The organism is Pseudogemmobacter lacusdianii, from assembly GCF_030848395.1.
Classification (GTDB): Bacteria; Pseudomonadota; Alphaproteobacteria; order Rhodobacterales; family Rhodobacteraceae; genus Pseudogemmobacter; species Pseudogemmobacter lacusdianii.
Genome location: NZ_JAVDBT010000027.1, coordinates 1 through 16,892, shown reverse-complemented (window position 1 = coordinate 16,892; position 16,892 = coordinate 1). Strand labels below are relative to the sequence as shown.

Sequence of the window (16,892 nt, the reverse complement as noted above, 5' to 3'; positions counted from 1 at the left end):
TCTGTCAGTCTCCTCGCGGAGCCTGAATCACGCCGCGAGTGGATAATCAATGGGTCCTGACCCTAGCTGAGGCTGGGGAACAGCGGCCAGCAGGCCGGTGCATCGAGAAGAGCTTAAACATGAACCAACGAGATAAACTCAGCAATGAGGTCGGAAAGCGTGGGGTGCCCGCGGTGACCGTGCGGCGTCGCTTGGAGGACGCACTGCGCTCGGCGATCGTTGACGGCCATTTCCCGCCGCATTATCACCTTTCGGACCGTGAGCTGCAGGAGACCTATAACGTCAGCCGCACCGTGGTGCGTGAGGCTGTGCGCCAGCTCGAGGCCGAGGGTTTGGTGGTGACCAAACCATATAGAGGCACCTTCGTGCGGCAGGTCACGGCGAATGAGGCGCGCCAGCTTTACGATCTGCGTGCCGTGCTTGAAGCATTCGCTGCGCAGAATTTCGCTGTAAATGCCTCTGATAATTATATGGAGCGGCTCGAGGCGGTGATTGGTAAGATCCGCGGTCAATCGGGGGCAAACGACAGTCGAGGGTTGATTGAGCTAAAGCAAGAATTCTATCGGATTCTTCTGCTGGGATGCGGCAATGATTATCTGCGAAAAATCCTGACCGAGATTTTGAACAACAATCGTCAATTGCACCGCTCGACGATGCTCGAATCGGAGCGTGTCGGTGTAATGCTGTGCGACCTTGATGCCCTGATGGCGGCGCTGAGACAGCGGGACGGCGATGCTGCCTGGGCTGCGGCGCGCCTGCATGTGCGTAATGCTTCAGAAGGCGCGATCCGGCGCTTGGTCGAAGACGAAGCGGCTGAAGCCGCAATGACCAAACCCCTGCGATAAGCCAGGGCCGAGGGGGCTTTTGTCGCTTGGGGAATGTTCAGGGGATTCAAACACATACAAGAGCGGGTTTGCGATAATCATCGCTCCTGATCGCTCTCGATCTGTGTGGTAGTGGTGCCCAGAAGAGGACTCGAACCTCCACGCCTTGCGGCGCTGGTACCTGAAACCAGTGCGTCTACCAATTCCGCCATCTGGGCACTGAGGGCGATTTAGAGTGGGCAGCGGGGAGTGTCAACACGGGTCGAACATGTTGTTTAAAAAAACCTATCGACCATTCGTGCTTGATGGTCGGGGCATGCGGTTATATTCAACGCCACAAGCCATTCAGCCGGGAGATCACGGGTATGAGCAAGCTGGTCACCATCTACGGCGGCGCCGGATTCGTCGGCCGTTACATCGCACGGCGGATGGCCAAACAGGGCTGGCGGGTCCGCGTGGCCTCGCGTCGGCCGAATGAGTCGCTCTTTGTGAAGAGCTATGGCGCCCCGGGTCAGGTCGAGCCTGTGTTCTGCAACATCCGCGATGATGCCTCGGTGCGCGCGGTGATGCTGGGGGCGGATGCGGTGGTGAACTGCGTTGGCACTTTCCAGCGGATGGGCAAGAACAATCAGCAGGCTGTGCAGGCCGAGGGGGCAGGCCGGATCGGCCGCATCGCGGCCGAGCAGGGCGTGGCGCAACTGGTGCATCTGTCGGCGATTGGCGCTGATGTGAATGGCCCTTCGCTTTATGCGCGCAGCAAGGCTGAAGGTGAGTCCGCTTTGCTTGCGGCCTATCCCTCGGCGGTGATTCTGCGGCCTTCGGTGATCTTCGGTCTGGAAGATGGTTTCTTTAACCGTTTCGGTGCGTTGGCGGCGATGTTCCCGGTGCTGCCCTTGCCGAAAGCGCAAACCCTGATGCAACCGGTCTTTGTGGATGATGTGGCTGCGGCGGCTGAAAAGGCGGTTCTCGGCCAGGCCGCGCCGGGCGTCTATGAGCTGGGCGGGCCGGAAGTGGACACGTTCCGCGGCCTGATCGGTCGGATGCTGGCCGAGGTGCAGCGTCGTCGTCTGGTGCTGCCGATGCCAACATTTGTGATGAAACTCATCGCCTTTGGTGCGGATGCAGTTGAAACGCTGACTTTGGGTCTGGTCGCCAACAAGCTTTTGACCCGCGACCAGCTGAACACTTTGGGCCCGGATAATGTGGTCTCGGACGGTGCGCGTGGTTTGGCGGATCTGGGCATTCAGCCTACGACCCTCGACAGCATCCTGCCCGAGTATCTGTGGCGCTTCCGTCCTTCGGGGCAATACGCTGCCATCAAAGCATCGGCCAAGAACCTTAAGAAAGTCTGACCCTTGGATAACACTCTGACCGCCGCCCTGCTTGGTTTACTGGAGGGGGTGACAGAGTTCCTCCCGGTGTCCTCGACCGGCCATCTTCTGTTGGCCGGCCATTTCCTCGGCTTCGAATCCGAGGGGAAGACCTTTGAGGTCGTTATCCAGCTTGGCGCCATCTTCGCGCTGATCTCGGTCTATGCGGTGCTTTTGGCCCGCCTGATCCTGCGCGCGCGGCATGAAGCAGCGGCGCGGCGCTCGATTCTCTCGCTGTTCTTGGCCTTCATCCCGGCGGTGGTGATCGGTCTTGCGCTGCATGGCTTCATCAAGAACGTGCTCTTCGAGACGCCGGTTTTGATTGCCGTGATGCTGATCCTTGGTGGCGTGGTGCTGCTTGTGATCGACCGGATCGCGCCAAGACCCGTTCACTTCAATGCGCTAGAGCTGCCTTTGCGCAAATCGCTGGCGATCGGCTTTTGCCAGTGTGTAGCGATGATCCCCGGCGTGTCGCGCTCGGGTGCCACGATTGTTGGTGCTTTGCTGATGGGGGTGGAAAAGCGCGCAGCGGCGGAATTTTCCTTCCTTCTCAGTTTGCCGACGATGGGTGGGGCGGTCGCACTCGATCTTTACAAGAATCGCGAGGTTCTGGACTTCGCAGCGGTCTGGGACATCGCGATTGGCTTCACTGTGGCCTTCCTGACCGCGCTAGTCGTGGTGCGTTGGGTGCTCAATTACATCAGCCGCAACGGTTATGCGCTGTTTGGTTGGTGGAGAATCATCGTCGGGGCGGGTGCTCTGGCCCTGCTTTCATTGGGGTTTTAGTGTTTTTGGGAACTTAAGATGACCTATTTATCGGAGTGAGGCGTGAAATTTTTGCCTCACTTTGCGAAAAATCTAAAACTAGGTAATCTCTGCTGACTTTTATTTCTGCGGTAAGCTCTGTAGGAAGGCGCGACTGAGGAAATCCCGATGGGAGGCGCAGCCGTGGCCACGCAGAAGATGTTGAAGTTCGTCACCTTGGGCAAAGAAATGCCCGCGAAGCGGGACGCGACTTTGCGCTCACAGGATTTCGGTGAGATTTACCGGGAGTTCGCTGCCCAAAAGGCCGCTGAGCAGGCCAGTCGGTGCAGCCAATGTGGCGTGCCCTATTGCCAAGCGCATTGCCCGCTGTCGAACAACATCCCCGACTGGCTCCGCCTGACCGCCGAGGGGCGGTTGCAAGAGGCTTATGAGCTGAGCCAAGCCACCAATACCTTCCCCGAAATCTGCGGTCGGATCTGCCCGCAGGACCGGCTTTGCGAGGGCAATTGCGTCATCGAGCAATCGGGGCATGGCACGGTAACCATTGGTGCGGTTGAGAAATATCTGACCGACACCGCTTGGGAGAATGGCTGGGTCAAGCCGATCCGGCCGGGAAGTGAGCGGGTGGAATCGGTGGGGATCATCGGGGCGGGGCCGGGCGGGCTGGCGGCGGCGGATGTTTTGCGCCGCCAAGGCGTGCAGGTCACGGTCTATGACCGTTATGACCGTGCGGGCGGCCTGCTGACCTACGGCATTCCCGGATTTAAGCTGGAAAAAGATGTGGTTATGCGCCGCAATGACCAGCTGCGCGAGGCGGGTGTGCAGTTCGTGATGAACTGTAATGTGGGCGAGGATCTGACCTTTGATGCGATCCGTGGACAACATGATGCTGTGTTGATCGCCACCGGCGTCTACAAAATCCGCGAAATTGAAGCGCCCGGTGCGGCTCTGAATGGCATCGTGAAGGCGCTGGATTACCTGACGGTTTCCAACCGCCAAAGCTTTGGCGATGAGGTTGCGAGCTTTGAAGATGGCACGCTCAATGCCAAGGGCAAGCGAGTGGTTGTGATCGGCGGCGGTGATACCGCAATGGATTGTGTGCGCACCGCGATCCGGCAAGGCGCGACCTCGGTCAAATGCCTGTATCGCCGGGATCGGGCCAATATGCCTGGCTCGCAGCGCGAAGTGCAGAATGCCGAGGAAGAGGGCGTTGAATTTGTCTGGCTGGCCGCGCCGAAAGGCTTTGCCGGTGAGGGCCAAGTTGGTGGCGTGATGGTGCAGAAAATGCGCCTTGGTCAGCCGGATGCAACGGGCCGTCAAGCGCCGGAAGTCATTGAAGGCGCTGATTATCTTGAGCCTGCCGATCTGGTGGTTCAGGCCTTGGGCTTTGAGCCGGAAGACATCCCAACCCTCTGGGGCGTGCCGGAATTGGCCGTGACCCGCTGGGGCACGATCAAGGCTGATTTCCGCAGCCATGCCACGAGCTTGCCCGGCGTTTATGCCGCGGGCGACATCGTTCGGGGCGCTTCGTTGGTGGTTTGGGCGATCCGCGATGGCCGTGAGGCGGCGGAATCGATCCTGAGCTATCTTTCGCAGCAAAGCGTCGTGGCAGCTGAATAATCGGGGTCTGGATTACGTCTGGCTTACGTATGGCTTTGGTATGGTTTTCGTCTGGCTCTGTGCCGGGACGCCATCCAAGGCGGGGGCCGCGCGGCTGGTCGGTTCAGGAGGGAAAGTGATGCGGAAGACTCTGGCCTTTTGCCTGCTGAGCGCGGGCCTTTTGATCCAAGCGCCCGCCGCCCAAGCGCGGGTCTGGACCGCGCCCGAGGGCTGCGAGATTTTCCTGACCGTGCAGGCCAAGCTTTGCCGGGTCTCGAACCATTACCGCTGCTCGGCTGATCCCAAGGGCGATCAATGGCGCGCGGATTTCGACCAAGAGGGGCTGTTCTTCCAAAGCCGGATCAATGCCGAGACCGAATGGGTCGAAAGCTTCGACGGTGTGAGCCGCACCCAACTTGAGCCCAATCCGGCCGATCCGGCGCGGTTCTCGGAACTGGTGGGCTCGGGGCTGGACAGTTTTGAGTTCCAGCAGAGCGACGACATGGGTGGGCGGAGTTTGGTCAGTGGTTATGACCGATTGACCGGCAAAGTGGCGGTGATCGACGGCGTGACCTTGGACGAGACCGAGTTCGACTTCACGGAGACCGATATGGCGGGCAATATCCTGCGCCGGGGCCGGGGCTTTGAATATATCTCGCGCGAGTGGCGGATGTTCTTTTCCGGTCCGGGCGAGGCTGACTTTGGCGATGGCCAGTGGCGGCCCTTGGACGGCAGCCCGGTGGATTTCATCTTTCCCGGCGAGAAGGGCTTTGCCGCGACCCAACCGATGTTTGATTGCGATGCGCTGACGGCGGAAGCGTCGCCAGCCCAAGCGCCGATCTGGCGCGCCAAATATACGCCCGGGGATGCGCCATGAGCCGCACCCCGGCAGGGGCGCTTTTGCGCCTGACCAATAGCTGCGGCGGCGAGCGGAACGCTTTGCCAGCCGAATGCCAATTTCGCCTGAAAGGAACCACCAATGACCCGCTTTGATGCAGATTGGGAAGCCGAATACGTCCGCAGCGAGGAAGAGAAACGCGCGTGGATGGACGCCAACAGTCTTTATAAGACTGAGGATGAGCATTCATCCTGCGGCGTGGGTCTGGTCGTTGCGGTCTCGGGCAAGCCGAGCCGCAAGGTGGTGGATGCGGGCATCAATGCGCTGAAGGCGATTTGGCACCGGGGCGCGGTGGATGCCGATGGCAAGACCGGCGACGGCGCAGGCATCCATCTGCAAATCCCGGTCGATTTCTTCTATGATGTGGTGCGCCGCACCGGGCATGAGCCCGATCCGAAGAAGCTGATTGCCGTGGGGCAAGTCTTCCTGCCGCGCACCGATTTTGGCGCGCAAGAGCGCTGCCGGACCATCGTGGAGACCGAAGTTCTGCGGATGGGCCATTATATCTATGGCTGGCGGCATGTGCCGGTGGATATCTCGGTTCTGGGCGAGAAGGCCAATGCGACCCGGCCCGAAATTGAGCAAATCCTGATCCGCTGTGAGAAGGACATCGACCACGAACAGTTTGAGCGTGAGCTTTACATCATCCGCCGCCGGATTGAGAAAGCGGTCTCGGCTGCGGGGATTTACGGCTGCTATCTGTGCAGCCTTTCGTGCCGGTCGATCATCTACAAAGGCATGATGCTGGCCGAGCAGGTCGCGGTCTTCTACCCGGATCTGGAAGATCAGCGGTTTGAGAGCGCCTTTGCGATCTATCACCAGCGCTATTCCACCAACACTTTCCCGCAATGGTGGTTGGCGCAGCCCTTCCGCATGTTGGCGCATAACGGCGAGATCAACACGCTGAAAGGCAACGTCAATTGGATGAAGAGCCATGAGATCCGCATGGCCTCCAGCGCCTTTGGCGAGATGGCCGAGGATATCAAGCCGATCATTCCCGGCGGCACCTCAGACTCGGGCGCTTTGGATGCGGTCTTTGAGGTGATGGTGCGCTCGGGCCGCTCGGCCCCGATGGCGAAGACCATGCTGGTGCCGGAAGCTTGGTCGAAGCAAGTGGTGAATATGCCCAAGGCTTGGGCGGATATGTATTCCTATTGCAACTCGGTCATCGAGCCTTGGGATGGTCCGGCGGCTTTGGCGATGACGGATGGGCGCTGGGTTTGCGGCGGTTTGGACCGCAACGGGTTGCGGCCGATGCGCTATGTGGTGACCGGGGACGGGATGCTGATTGCCGGCTCGGAAGCCGGGATGGTGCCGGTCGATGAGATGACCGTGCGGGAGAAGGGCGCGCTTGGGCCGGGGCAGATGATTGCTGTCGATATGGTCGAGGGCAAGCTTTACCACGATACCGAGATGAAGGACCGTCTGGCCTCGGCCCAGCCCTATGGCGAGTGGATCGAGAAGGTCGTTGAGCTGAACGATATGCTGCGCGATGTGCCGGAAACGGTGACCTATACCGGGTCTGAGCTGCGCAAGCGGCAGATTGCGGCGGGCTTCACGCTGGAAGAGCTTGAGCAGGTCTTGGTGCCGATGGCCGAGGACGGCAAGGAGATGGTCGCCTCGATGGGGGATGACACGCCGCCGGCGGTGTTGTCTTCGGTCTATCGGCCGCTCAGCCATTATTTCCGGCAGAACTTTAGCCAAGTCACCAACCCGCCGATTGACAGCCTTCGCGAAGGCCGGGTGATGAGCCTGAAGACGCGGTTCGGCAATTTGCGCAACGTGCTGGATGAGAATTCCAGCCAGAGCGAGATTCTGGTGCTGGACAGCCCGTTCTTGGCCAATGCCGAGTTTGACGTGCTGGTGGAGCGGTTTGGCGAGCAGGTGGCCTTCATCGACTGCACCTTCCCGGTGGCAGAGGGTCATGACGATCTGCGGGTGGCTTTGGAGCGGATTCGGGCGGAAGCGGAAGATGCCGTGCGCTCGGGTGCCGGGCAATTGGTGCTGACGGATGAGCATCAGGGGCCGGAGAAGGTTGGGATGCCGATGATCTTGGCGACCTCGGCGGTGCATTCGTGGCTGACGCGGAAGGGGCTGCGGACCTTCTGCTCGATCAACGTGCGTTCGGCGGAATGCATCGATCCGCATTATTTTGCGGTGTTGGTGGGGTCGGGGGCGACGACGGTGAACCCCTATCTGGCGCAGGATTCGATTGCGGACCGGATCGACCGGGGCTTGCTCGACGGCACGCTTAATCAGGCGATGGTGCGGTACCGCGATGCGATTGACGCGGGTCTGTTGAAGATCATGTCGAAGATGGGGATCTCGGTGATCTCGTCTTATCGCGGCGGGCTGAACTTTGAGGCGGTGGGCCTCAGCCGCTCGATGGTGGCGGAGTATTTCCCCGGCATGCAAAGCCGGATCTCGGGCATTGGTTTGCACGGGGTTGAGGCGAAGCTGGAAGAGGTGCACCGCAAGGGCTGGCTGGGCGGCGCGGAAGTGCTGCCGATTGGCGGGATTTATAAGGCGCGGCGCTCGGGCGAGAAACATGCTTGGGAAGCGCAGACGATGCATTTGCTGCAATCGGCCTGTGACCGCGCCAGCTATGATCTGTGGAAGACCTATTCTGCTGCGATGCGGGCCAATCCGCCGATCCATCTGCGCGATCTTCTGGATGTGAAGCCTTTGGGCAAGCCGGTGGCGATTGAAGAGGTCGAATCGATCACCTCGATCCGCAAGCGTTTCGTGACGCCGGGGATGTCTTTGGGGGCGCTGTCGCCCGAGGCGCATAAGACGCTGAACGTGGCGATGAACCGGATTGGTGCGAAGTCTGACAGCGGCGAGGGCGGCGAAGATCCGGCGCATTTCCTGCCGGAGGCCAATGGCGACAACCCGTCTGCCAAGATCAAACAAGTGGCCTCGGGCCGGTTTGGTGTGACGGCGGAATATCTCAACGCTTGTGAAGAGCTGGAGATCAAGGTTGCCCAAGGCGCGAAACCGGGTGAGGGCGGCCAGCTGCCGGGCATGAAAGTGACCGAGCTGATCGCGCGTCTGCGGCATTCGACCAAGGGGGTAACGCTGATCTCGCCGCCGCCGCACCATGACATCTACTCGATCGAAGATTTGGCGCAGCTGATCTATGATCTGAAGCAGATCAACCCGCGCGCCAAGGTGACGGTGAAGCTGGTGTCTTCGTCCGGTGTGGGCACGATTGCGGCCGGGGTGGCGAAGGCGAAAGCCGATGTGATCTTGGTCTCGGGCCATAACGGCGGCACCGGGGCATCGCCTGCGACCAGCATTAAATATGCCGGTCTGCCGTGGGAGATGGGTCTGACCGAGGCGCATCAGGTTCTGGCGATGAACAACCTGCGCGAGCGGGTGACCTTGCGCACCGATGGCGGTCTGCGCACGGGGCGCGATATCGTCATGGCGGCGATGATGGGGGCGGAAGAGTTCGGCATCGGCACCGCCGCGCTGATCGCGATGGGCTGCATCATGGTGCGTCAGTGCCAGTCGAACACCTGCCCGGTGGGCGTGTGCACGCAAAACGATGCGCTCCGCGCCAAGTTCACTGGTAATGCCGATAAGGTGGTGAACCTTATCACCTTCTATGCGCAAGAGGTGCGGGAAATCCTCGCCTCCATCGGGGCGCGGTCGTTGGATGAGATCATTGGCCGGGCGGATCTGTTGACGCAGGTCAGCCGTGGCCATGCTGATCTGGATGATCTTGACCTTAACCCGCTGCTCATCAGCGTCGATGGGTCGAAGTCGATCACCTATGACCGCTCGAAGCCGCGCAATGCGGTGCCGGATACTTTGGATGCCGAGATCATCAAAGATGGTCACCGCTTCTTTGAGGACGGCGAGAAGATGCAGCTGTCTTACGCGGTGCGCAACACGCTGCGGACCATCGGCACGCGGGCGTCTAGTCATATCGTCAAGAAGTTTGGCATGAAGAACAGCCTTCAGCCCGACCACCTGACGGTGAAGCTGACCGGGTCTTGCGGCCAATCCTTGGGCGCATTCGCGGTGCAGGGGTTGAAGATCGAGGTGATGGGCGATGCCAATGACTATGTTGGCAAGGGTCTGTCGGGTGCCACCATCACGGTGCGCCCGCCGATGGCCTCGCCCTTGAAGCCTGAGCAGAACACGATCATCGGCAATACCGTGCTTTACGGGGCGACGGCGGGCAATCTGTTCGCCTCGGGTCGCGCCGGTGAGCGGTTTGCGGTGCGCAACTCGGGCGCCAATGTGGTGGTGGAGGGCTGCGGCTCGAACGGTTGCGAATATATGACCGGCGGGGTTGCGGTGATCCTTGGCACGATTGGCGCGAACTTTGGCGCCGGGATGACCGGCGGCATGGCCTATATCTATGACCCCGAAGGCGTGGCGGAAGATTTCGTGAACCCGGAATCCCTGCTGACCTGCGCTGTGGCGCATCCGCATTGGGAGGCGCAGCTGAAAGCTCTGATCGAGCGGCATGCGGCCGAGACCGGCTCGCGCGTTGCGGCGAAGATCCTGTCGGATTGGCCGGCAGAGCGGGCGAATTTCTTGCAGGTCTGCCCGGTCGAGATGATCCCGCATCTGGCGCATCCTTTGTCGGATGAGCCTGCGCGGGTGCCAGCAGAGTAAGGGATGCCATACCCTTAGTGAGAGGCCCTTCGGGGCCTCTTTTCATATGCAGCATTCCGCGCAATCTTTACGCGAGCATACGGGGGCGGCGATGGATGTGAAGAAGAACGGCGAGGTTTCCTTTTGGTATGCCGATATTGGCGGCGTGCCGGGATATCGGCCGGGTCTGCCGGGGGATCAGACGGTCGATGTTTGCATCATCGGCGCGGGGTTCACCGGGCTTTGGACGGCCTATTATCTGAAAGAGGCAGAGCCGGGGCTGTCGATCGCCGTGGTTGAAAAGGAGTTCGCGGGCTATGGCGCCTCGGGGCGCAATGGCGGCTGGTGCTCGGGCGAGTTTGGTTGGAGCAAGTCGCGGTATTTGTCCTCGGGGACGAAGGCCGAGATCATCGACTGGGCGCGGCAGTTGCGCACCACGGTGGCCGAGGTGAAACGGGTGACCGAGAAAGAGGGGATCGATTGCGATTTCCTGATGACGGATTGTCTGACATTCGCGCAAAGCCCGGCGCAGATGGCGCGGCTACGGGACTCCTATAACGAGGCAATGGATTGGCAGGTGCCGACCTCGCGTTTGGAGATGATCGACGGGGCCGAGGCGGCGTCGCGGATCAAGATCGCTGACTCGCATGGGGCTTTGGTGCGCCATGATGTGGCGCGGGTGCAGCCGGCCAAACTGGTGCGGGGGCTGGCCGAGGCGGTCGCGCGCAAGGGCGTGGCGATCTATGAGCAGACAACGGTGACGGGGATTTCGCCGGGCCGGGTGGAGACCAATCGTGGCGTGGTGACGGCCAAGAAGATCATCCGCGCGACCGAGGGTTACACCCATGGCATCAAGGGCAATGAGCGGGCGTTGCTGCCGATGAACTCGGCCATTTTGGTGACGGAGCCTTTGTCAGACAAGCTTTGGGCTGAGATTGGCTGGGAAGGTTCGCAGCTTCTGGCCGATGGCTCGCATGCTTATTGCTATGCGCAGCGCACGCGGGAGGGGCGGATTGCGATGGGCGGGCGCGGGGTGCCGTACCGCTATGGCTCGGCCACGGATCAGCGCGGTGAGACGCAAGCCGAGACGGTGGAGAAGCTGAAGGCGATCCTGTACCGGATGTTGCCGCAGACCAAAGGCGTGGCGCTGGACCACGTTTGGTGTGGGGTTCTGGGCGTGCCGCGCGATTGGTGCGCGACGGTGGGGATGGACGGGGACACCGGGATTGGCTGGGCGGGGGGCTATGTGGGGCTTGGGGTTTCGACCTCGAACTTCTCGGGCCAGACCTTGGCGGATTTGGTCTTGGAGAAGACGACCGAGCGGACCGGGCTGCCTTGGGTGAACCGCAAGCCGCGCAAATGGGAGGTGGAGCCTTTCCGTTGGCTGGGCGTGCATGGGATGTATTGGCTGTATCATAAAGCCGACCGCAATGAGATGCGGGACGGCGGGCGCGAGACCTCGCGGTTGGCGACATGGGCGAACCGGCTGACGGGGCGGTAAGGGGGAAGATGATCGATCTATCGGTGTTTAAAGGGCTGGCTGGGGTGGAGCTTGGCGGCTTTGCCGATAAGCCGACGACGCTGACGCCGGGGCAGCAAGAGGCTTCGGCCACGCTTTGGACCGCGCCGGATGGCAGTTTGGAGATTGGCGTTTGGGAATGCACGCCGGGGAAGTTCACGGCCGATCGCAGCATGGCGGCGGAGTTTTGCCATTTCCTTGAGGGCAAGATCGTGATGACCCATGTCGATGGCACAAGGGTTGAGATTGGGCCGGGGGATGCAATCATGCTGCCGCGCGGCTGGAAGGGCACGTGGGAGATCGTGGAGCGGACCCGGAAGATCTATGCCTTCCTGAGCGATCCCGCGTCGACGGCGGGTTAACCGCCGTGCGGCCTTGCGCCTGCTTGACCAAAGGCGCGGCATCGGGCCTAAGCTAGCCTCATGTCCGAAAGCCCTGATCCCCCCAAGAAGCCGCGTGCGCGCAAGCCGAAAGCCAAGCCTGACGCGGTGCCTGCGCCCGCGCCGGAGCCCGAGCCCGTGGCGCGGTCTCGCAAACGCAAACTGCTGCGCTGGGCCCGGCGGGCGGCTTTGGGCGTGGTGGGGGTCTTCTTCGCGTTGATCCTCTTGTTCAGCTTCCTGCCGCCGCCGATCAATCTTTACCAGATGTCCGAGGCGGTGCGGCTGGGCGGCATCGAGAAGGAATGGGTCGATCTGGAGGACATGGCCCCGGCGATGGCGCGCTCGGCCGTGGCGGCGGAGGATGCCAATTTCTGCAACCACTGGGGCTTTGATATGTCAGCGATCCGCGAGGCGATTGCCGAAGGCAGCAATCGCGGGGCATCCACCATCAGCCAGCAGGTGGCGAAGAATGTCTTCCTTTGGCAGGGCCGCAGCTGGCTGCGCAAAGCGATGGAAGGCGTGCTGACCCCGGTGGTGGAGACCTTCTGGTCGAAGCGGCGGATTTTGGAGGTTTATCTGAACGTCGCGGAATTCGATGAGGGCGTCTTTGGCGTGCAAGCGGCGGCGCGGCATTACTTTGGCGTCGATGCCAAGGATCTGACGCCGACCCAAGCGGCACGGCTGGCGGCGGTGCTGCCGGACCCCAAACGCCGCTCGGCCTCGAACCCCAGCGATTTCGTGCGCAAAAGGACGCGGGCGATCCTGTCGGGGGCCGATACGATCAAGGCGGACGGGCGTTCCGCCTGTTTCGAAGGGTAATCCGGCGCAGGGATTGCAACGGGCCGCGATGGGCGGCTAGGAAGAGCAAACTTTGGGAAAATAAGATGAACCGCCTCTACCATGTTCCGCTGTCGCCCTTCTGCCGCAAGGTGCGGTTGACGCTTGCCGAGAAGCGCATCGAGGTTGAGCTGGTGGAAGAGCGTTACTGGGAGCCGACGCCGGATTTCCTGCGCCGCAACCCGGCCGGAAAGGTGCCGGTCTTGCGGATGGAGAACCGCACGTTGAGCGAATCTCAGGCGATCTGCGAATATCTTGATGAGCTGATCCCCAGCCCGCAGCTGATCCCGCGTGATATTGAGGCGCGTTATGAGGTGCGCCGGCTTTGCGCTTGGTTCGATGATAAGTTCCACAACGAGGTGACCTCGAAGCTGCTCTATGAGCGGGTCAATAAGAAGATCTCGGGGCAGGGCTATCCGGATTCGAAGAATGTGAAATCGGGGGCGAGCCGGATCAAGTATCACCTTGATTACATGGCTTGGCTCTTGGATCAGCGGCGCTGGTTGGCGGGCAATGATATGACCTTGGCCGACTTCACCGCGGCGGCGCATTTGTCCTCGTTGGATTATATCAGCGATGTCGATTGGAACCGCCATGCGGTGCTGAAGGACTGGTATGCCAAGATCAAGTCGCGGCCCTCGTTCCGCCCGCTTCTGGCCGATCAGGTGCCGGGCTTCCCGCCGCCGCGGCATTATGCGGATTTGGATTTCTGACGTGGGCTTTCGGGGCTGAGGCTGGGGGGCTTCACGCCCCCCAGACCCCCCGTGGAGTATTTCGGTCAAGATGAAAGAGCTTTTGCGGCAAAGGGCTTTGGCGGAGGGGTTCTCGGCGATGGGGATCTGTCGGCCGGATGCTGTGCCGGAGGCGGCGGGGCGGTTGCGGGCGTTTTTGGAGGCTGGGCACCACGGCGAGATGGCTTGGATGGCCGAGCGCGAGGCGTGGCGGGGATCAGCGGCGGCTTTATGGCCCGAGGCGCGCTCGGTGGTGATGCTGGCCGAGGTTTACACGCCGGAGGATGATCCCTGTTTGGCTTTGCAGGAGCCAGAGCGCGGGGTGGTCAGCTGCTATGCGCAAGGCAAGGATTACCATGATCTGGTGAAGCGGCGGCTGAAGCGGCTTGGGCGCTGGTTCATGGATGAGGCTGCGCGGCAGGGGCATGGCACCGAGATCAAGGTTTTCGTGGATACCGCGCCGGTGATGGAGAAGCCCTTGGCGCAGGCGGCGGGTTTGGGCTGGCAGGGCAAACATACCAATCTTCTCAGTCGCGAGCTGGGGTCTTGGTTCTTTCTGGGGGCGATCTTTACCACGATGGAGCTGGAGCCCGATGCGGCGGAGCGCAGCCATTGTGGGTCGTGTCGGGCTTGTCTTGATGCCTGTCCGACGCAGGCCTTTCCCGCGCCTTATCAATTGGATGCGCGGCGCTGCATCTCATATCTGACGATCGAGCATAAGGGGCCGGTGGATCTGGAGTTGCGGGGAAAGATGGGCAACCGGATCTATGGTTGCGATGATTGTCTGGCGGCTTGCCCTTGGAACAAGTTCGCGGTGGCGGCGCGGGATCTGGGCTATCAGCCGAAGGTGGGCGCGCCGGAATTGGCGGAATTGGCGGCTTTGGATGATGCCGGGTTTCGCGCGCGCTTTGCCGGCAGCCCGATCAAGCGGATTGGCCGCGACCGGATGGTGCGCAATGTGCTTTATGCGATTGGAAACTCAGGGTTAGCGGAGCTGCGCCCGGTGGCGGAGCGGTTGATGGGGGATCCGGACCCGGTGGTGGCCGAGGCGGCGGCTTGGGCCTTTGGCCGGTTGTTGCCCATGCCGGGCCAGAAGGATTAGGGCGCGGGGCCGGGGCGTGTTAGGCTGGGCGGGACTTTGTGAGGGAGGATCGCTGCATGAGCAAACATCTGGCAGATCATCGCAAGCCCACGTCAGGCGCGCGCTTGCAGCAGTTTTTGCGGCTGGCACGCGCGCCGCGCGAGACTTGGCACCGGCCGCGGGCGGCGGCGGGGACTTCGCGGCTGAAGCAGTTTTTGCGCATTGCCCGGGGGCGCGAGGTTTAAGGGACTTTTGCACGCTTGCGTGAGAGGGGTGCAACTTCTGCGGCTCTCGGCTCGTTATCCTTATAAGATGCGATGCAAAGGAGTGTGCCCATGTCCGCTGTCCCGCCGAAATCCCCCGCTGATGCGGGCTTGGCCGCGCCCTTGGTGTTGAAGCCCCGGGGCTGGCGGGGCGATTTGCGATGGTCGGATGTGACGCCGCAGGGGCTTTGGTCGCGGCGGGCGCTTCTTGGTGGGATGGGGGCGCTGATCGCGGCTCCGGCCTTGGGGCAGATCGCGGCCGAGCCGAGCGCCTATTCCACCGATGAGGCGATGAACTCCTTCGAGGATATCACCAGCTATAATAACTTTTACGAGTTTGGCACCGGGAAGGGCGATCCGGCGGCCTATTCGGACGGTTTCACCACCGATCCTTGGGCGGTGACCATTGATGGCATGGTCGATCGGCCCGGCAGTTATGACCTCGCCGATCTGATCGAGGCACAGCCCTTGGAGGAGCGGATCTATCGGCTGCGCTGTGTTGAGGCTTGGAGCATGGTGATCCCTTGGATCGGTTTCCCGCTGGCGGGGCTTCTGGATCGGGTGGGGGTGCAATCGGGTGCCACCCATGTTGCCTTTGAAACCGTGCTGCGCCCTGAAGAGATGCCGGGCCAGAGCAGTCGCTTCATCGATTGGCCTTACCGTGAGGGGTTGCGCTTGGATGAGGCGATGAACCCGCTGACCCTGATGGCGACCGGGCTTTATGGTGAGCCGATGCCGAAGCAAAACGGTGCGCCGATCCGGCTGGTGGTGCCGTGGAAATACGGCTTCAAATCGATCAAATCGGTGGTGCGGATCACTTTGACCAATCAGCAGCCGCGCACGACCTGGCAAGAGTTGCAGCCCTCGGAATACGGCTTTTATGCCAATGTGAACCCCGAGGTGGACCATCCGCGCTGGAGCCAAGCCTCTGAGCGGCGGATTGGCGGCGGGTTCTTTGCCGCCCGCGTCGATACGCAAAAGTTCAACGGCTATGGGGAATATGTGGCGCAGCTTTATGCCGGCCAAGATCTGGCGCAGGACTATTGATCCTGCCCGCTTGCCGCAGAGAGAGCCCCGCATGACCGCTGTTCTTGACGTGCTGAATGCCCAACTGCGCCGGCTGCCCAGTTGGGCCGTCTATAGTGTTGGGGCGCTGCCCGTCCTTTGGCTGGCCTATCTGACGGTGCGGGGCCAGCTGGGACCGGACCCCGCCAAGGTGATGGAGCGCGAACTTGGCCTTTGGGCTTTACGCTTCCTTCTTGCCTCGCTGGCGGTTACGCCGTTGCGGCGGCTGGGGCTGAACCTGATGAAGCACCGGCGCGCTTTGGGGCTTTTGTGCTTTATATATGCCGCGCTGCATCTGACGATCTGGCTTTGGCCCGATATGGGGCTGCGTTGGCCACAGATCTGGGCCGATCTGGTGCAGCGGCCCTATATCCTCTTTGGCATGGTGGGATTCCTGTGCCTGATGCCGCTGGCGGTCACCTCTTCTAATGCGGCGATCCGCTGGATGGGGGCGGGCGCTTGGCGGCGGCTCCACCGGCTCGCCTATCCCGCGCTGGCGCTGGCGGTGCTGCATTTCGTGACCTTAAGCCGAATCTGGACGGTTGAGCTGCTGATCTACGCCGCTCTGGCGGTGCTGCTGCTGGTTTTGCGGATGCCGATTCCCCTCAACCGCAGGGCGCGGCGGGAAGGGTGAGCGATTCTGCGGAAAGGTGCCGAAAGAAAGTTGCTTACAGCCCCGCACAACTTGCCGAAAAGTTTCTCAAAGCGTGGGAAAACAAGAAAAATCCGGAAATATGTCAGTTTTTTGAAGATCTGCGGTTTTTCCCTCTTGCGGCTGCCTGCTGTGAGGCCTAGATACCGCCTCACCGAAGCGGAGCGGTGATCGGAAGCGAAAGCGGAAGGTTGGCGGGAGGCGGAAGGAGCGGCGGTTGAAAGATTGCTGCGATACGAAATTCTGGATGCGAGGTTGCAGGCAGCGCCAAGAGATTGGTGTCCCTGTGGTTTTTGT

The 16,892-nt window shown here is 61.4% G+C and carries 14 protein-coding genes and 1 tRNA gene; 14 read left to right on the top strand and 1 reads right to left on the bottom strand.

The annotated features are described in order from the left end of the window. Positions 1-119: 119 nt before the first annotated feature. Complete coding sequence (locus Q9295_RS17605) at positions 120-845, top strand: GntR family transcriptional regulator (RefSeq protein ID WP_306681900.1); 726 nt, start codon at positions 120-122, stop codon at positions 843-845. 112 nt (positions 846-957) lie between these two features. On the opposite strand, the gene Q9295_RS17600 is transcribed toward Q9295_RS17605, so the two are convergent. Then, positions 958-1,042, bottom strand: a tRNA-Leu gene (locus Q9295_RS17600). A 147-nt stretch (positions 1,043-1,189) separates the two neighbouring features. On the opposite strand from Q9295_RS17600, the gene Q9295_RS17595 reads away from it, so the two are divergent. The 13 genes from Q9295_RS17595 (at position 1,190) to msrQ (ending at position 16,577) form a co-directional block, all read left to right on the top strand. Further along, a complete protein-coding gene (locus Q9295_RS17595) occupies positions 1,190-2,176 on the top strand; it encodes a complex I NDUFA9 subunit family protein (RefSeq protein WP_306681899.1) in 987 nt (328 codons plus the stop codon). 3 nt (positions 2,177-2,179) lie between these two features. After that, positions 2,180-2,980 (top strand): undecaprenyl-diphosphate phosphatase, encoded by an 801-nt coding sequence (locus Q9295_RS17590; RefSeq protein WP_306681898.1) that lies wholly within the window; start codon positions 2,180-2,182, stop codon positions 2,978-2,980. 162 nt (positions 2,981-3,142) lie between these two features. Then, positions 3,143-4,579 carry an NAD(P)-dependent oxidoreductase gene (locus Q9295_RS17585; protein ID WP_306681901.1) on the top strand — a complete coding sequence of 479 codons (1,437 nt, stop codon included), beginning with the start codon at positions 3,143-3,145 and terminating at the stop codon, positions 4,577-4,579. A gap of 118 nt (positions 4,580-4,697) precedes the next feature. Continuing rightward, positions 4,698-5,435 (top strand): hypothetical protein, encoded by a 738-nt coding sequence (locus Q9295_RS17580; RefSeq protein ID WP_306681897.1) that lies wholly within the window; start codon positions 4,698-4,700, stop codon positions 5,433-5,435. A gap of 102 nt (positions 5,436-5,537) precedes the next feature. Continuing rightward, complete coding sequence (gltB, locus tag Q9295_RS17575; RefSeq protein WP_306681896.1) at positions 5,538-10,088, top strand: glutamate synthase large subunit; 4,551 nt, start codon at positions 5,538-5,540, stop codon at positions 10,086-10,088. Positions 10,089-10,179: 91 nt separating this feature from the next. Next, positions 10,180-11,568 (top strand): NAD(P)/FAD-dependent oxidoreductase, encoded by a 1,389-nt coding sequence (locus tag Q9295_RS17570; RefSeq protein ID WP_306681895.1) that lies wholly within the window; start codon positions 10,180-10,182, stop codon positions 11,566-11,568. An 8-nt stretch (positions 11,569-11,576) separates the two neighbouring features. Further along, on the top strand, positions 11,577-11,948 hold the full coding sequence (locus tag Q9295_RS17565; protein ID WP_306681894.1) for a cupin domain-containing protein: 372 nt from the start codon (positions 11,577-11,579) through the stop codon (positions 11,946-11,948). Between the two features lie 60 nt (positions 11,949-12,008). Continuing rightward, on the top strand, positions 12,009-12,785 hold the full coding sequence (gene mtgA / locus Q9295_RS17560) for a monofunctional biosynthetic peptidoglycan transglycosylase (protein WP_306681893.1): 777 nt from the start codon (positions 12,009-12,011) through the stop codon (positions 12,783-12,785). 65 nt (positions 12,786-12,850) lie between these two features. Continuing rightward, positions 12,851-13,516, top strand: a complete 666-nt coding sequence (gene fzlA, locus Q9295_RS17555; RefSeq protein WP_306681892.1) for an FtsZ-binding protein FzlA — start codon at positions 12,851-12,853, stop codon at positions 13,514-13,516. A 70-nt stretch (positions 13,517-13,586) separates the two neighbouring features. Continuing rightward, positions 13,587-14,636, top strand: a complete 1,050-nt coding sequence (queG, locus tag Q9295_RS17550; RefSeq protein WP_306681891.1) for a tRNA epoxyqueuosine(34) reductase QueG — start codon at positions 13,587-13,589, stop codon at positions 14,634-14,636. A gap of 56 nt (positions 14,637-14,692) precedes the next feature. Continuing rightward, positions 14,693-14,860, top strand: a complete 168-nt coding sequence (locus tag Q9295_RS17545; protein ID WP_306681890.1) for a hypothetical protein — start codon at positions 14,693-14,695, stop codon at positions 14,858-14,860. Between the two features lie 90 nt (positions 14,861-14,950). Next, positions 14,951-15,925, top strand: a complete 975-nt coding sequence (msrP, locus tag Q9295_RS17540; protein WP_306681889.1) for a protein-methionine-sulfoxide reductase catalytic subunit MsrP — start codon at positions 14,951-14,953, stop codon at positions 15,923-15,925. A 31-nt stretch (positions 15,926-15,956) separates the two neighbouring features. After that, positions 15,957-16,577: a protein-methionine-sulfoxide reductase heme-binding subunit MsrQ gene (gene msrQ / locus Q9295_RS17535; protein WP_306681888.1), complete on the top strand. Its 621-nt coding sequence runs from the start codon at positions 15,957-15,959 to the stop codon at positions 16,575-16,577. The last annotated feature ends 315 nt before the right edge of the window (positions 16,578-16,892 follow it).

Excerpts from the sequence above, each read along its gene's own strand:
- Q9295_RS17570 (WP_306681895.1), top strand. The coding sequence starts at position 10,180 with ATGGATGTGAAGAAGAACGGCGAGGTTTCCTTTTGGTATGCCGATATT.
- queG (WP_306681891.1), top strand. The coding sequence starts at position 13,587 with ATGAAAGAGCTTTTGCGGCAAAGGGCTTTGGCGGAGGGGTTCTCGGCG.
- mtgA (WP_306681893.1), top strand. The coding sequence starts at position 12,009 with ATGTCCGAAAGCCCTGATCCCCCCAAGAAGCCGCGTGCGCGCAAGCCG.
- gltB (WP_306681896.1), top strand. The coding sequence starts at position 5,538 with ATGACCCGCTTTGATGCAGATTGGGAAGCCGAATACGTCCGCAGCGAG.
- Q9295_RS17545 (WP_306681890.1), top strand. The coding sequence starts at position 14,693 with ATGAGCAAACATCTGGCAGATCATCGCAAGCCCACGTCAGGCGCGCGC.
- fzlA (WP_306681892.1), top strand. The coding sequence starts at position 12,851 with ATGAACCGCCTCTACCATGTTCCGCTGTCGCCCTTCTGCCGCAAGGTG.
- Q9295_RS17595 (WP_306681899.1), top strand. The coding sequence starts at position 1,190 with ATGAGCAAGCTGGTCACCATCTACGGCGGCGCCGGATTCGTCGGCCGT.
- Q9295_RS17580 (WP_306681897.1), top strand. The coding sequence starts at position 4,698 with ATGCGGAAGACTCTGGCCTTTTGCCTGCTGAGCGCGGGCCTTTTGATC.
- msrQ (WP_306681888.1), top strand. The coding sequence starts at position 15,957 with ATGACCGCTGTTCTTGACGTGCTGAATGCCCAACTGCGCCGGCTGCCC.
- Q9295_RS17565 (WP_306681894.1), top strand. The coding sequence starts at position 11,577 with ATGATCGATCTATCGGTGTTTAAAGGGCTGGCTGGGGTGGAGCTTGGC.
- msrP (WP_306681889.1), top strand. The coding sequence starts at position 14,951 with ATGTCCGCTGTCCCGCCGAAATCCCCCGCTGATGCGGGCTTGGCCGCG.
- Q9295_RS17605 (WP_306681900.1), top strand. The coding sequence starts at position 120 with ATGAACCAACGAGATAAACTCAGCAATGAGGTCGGAAAGCGTGGGGTG.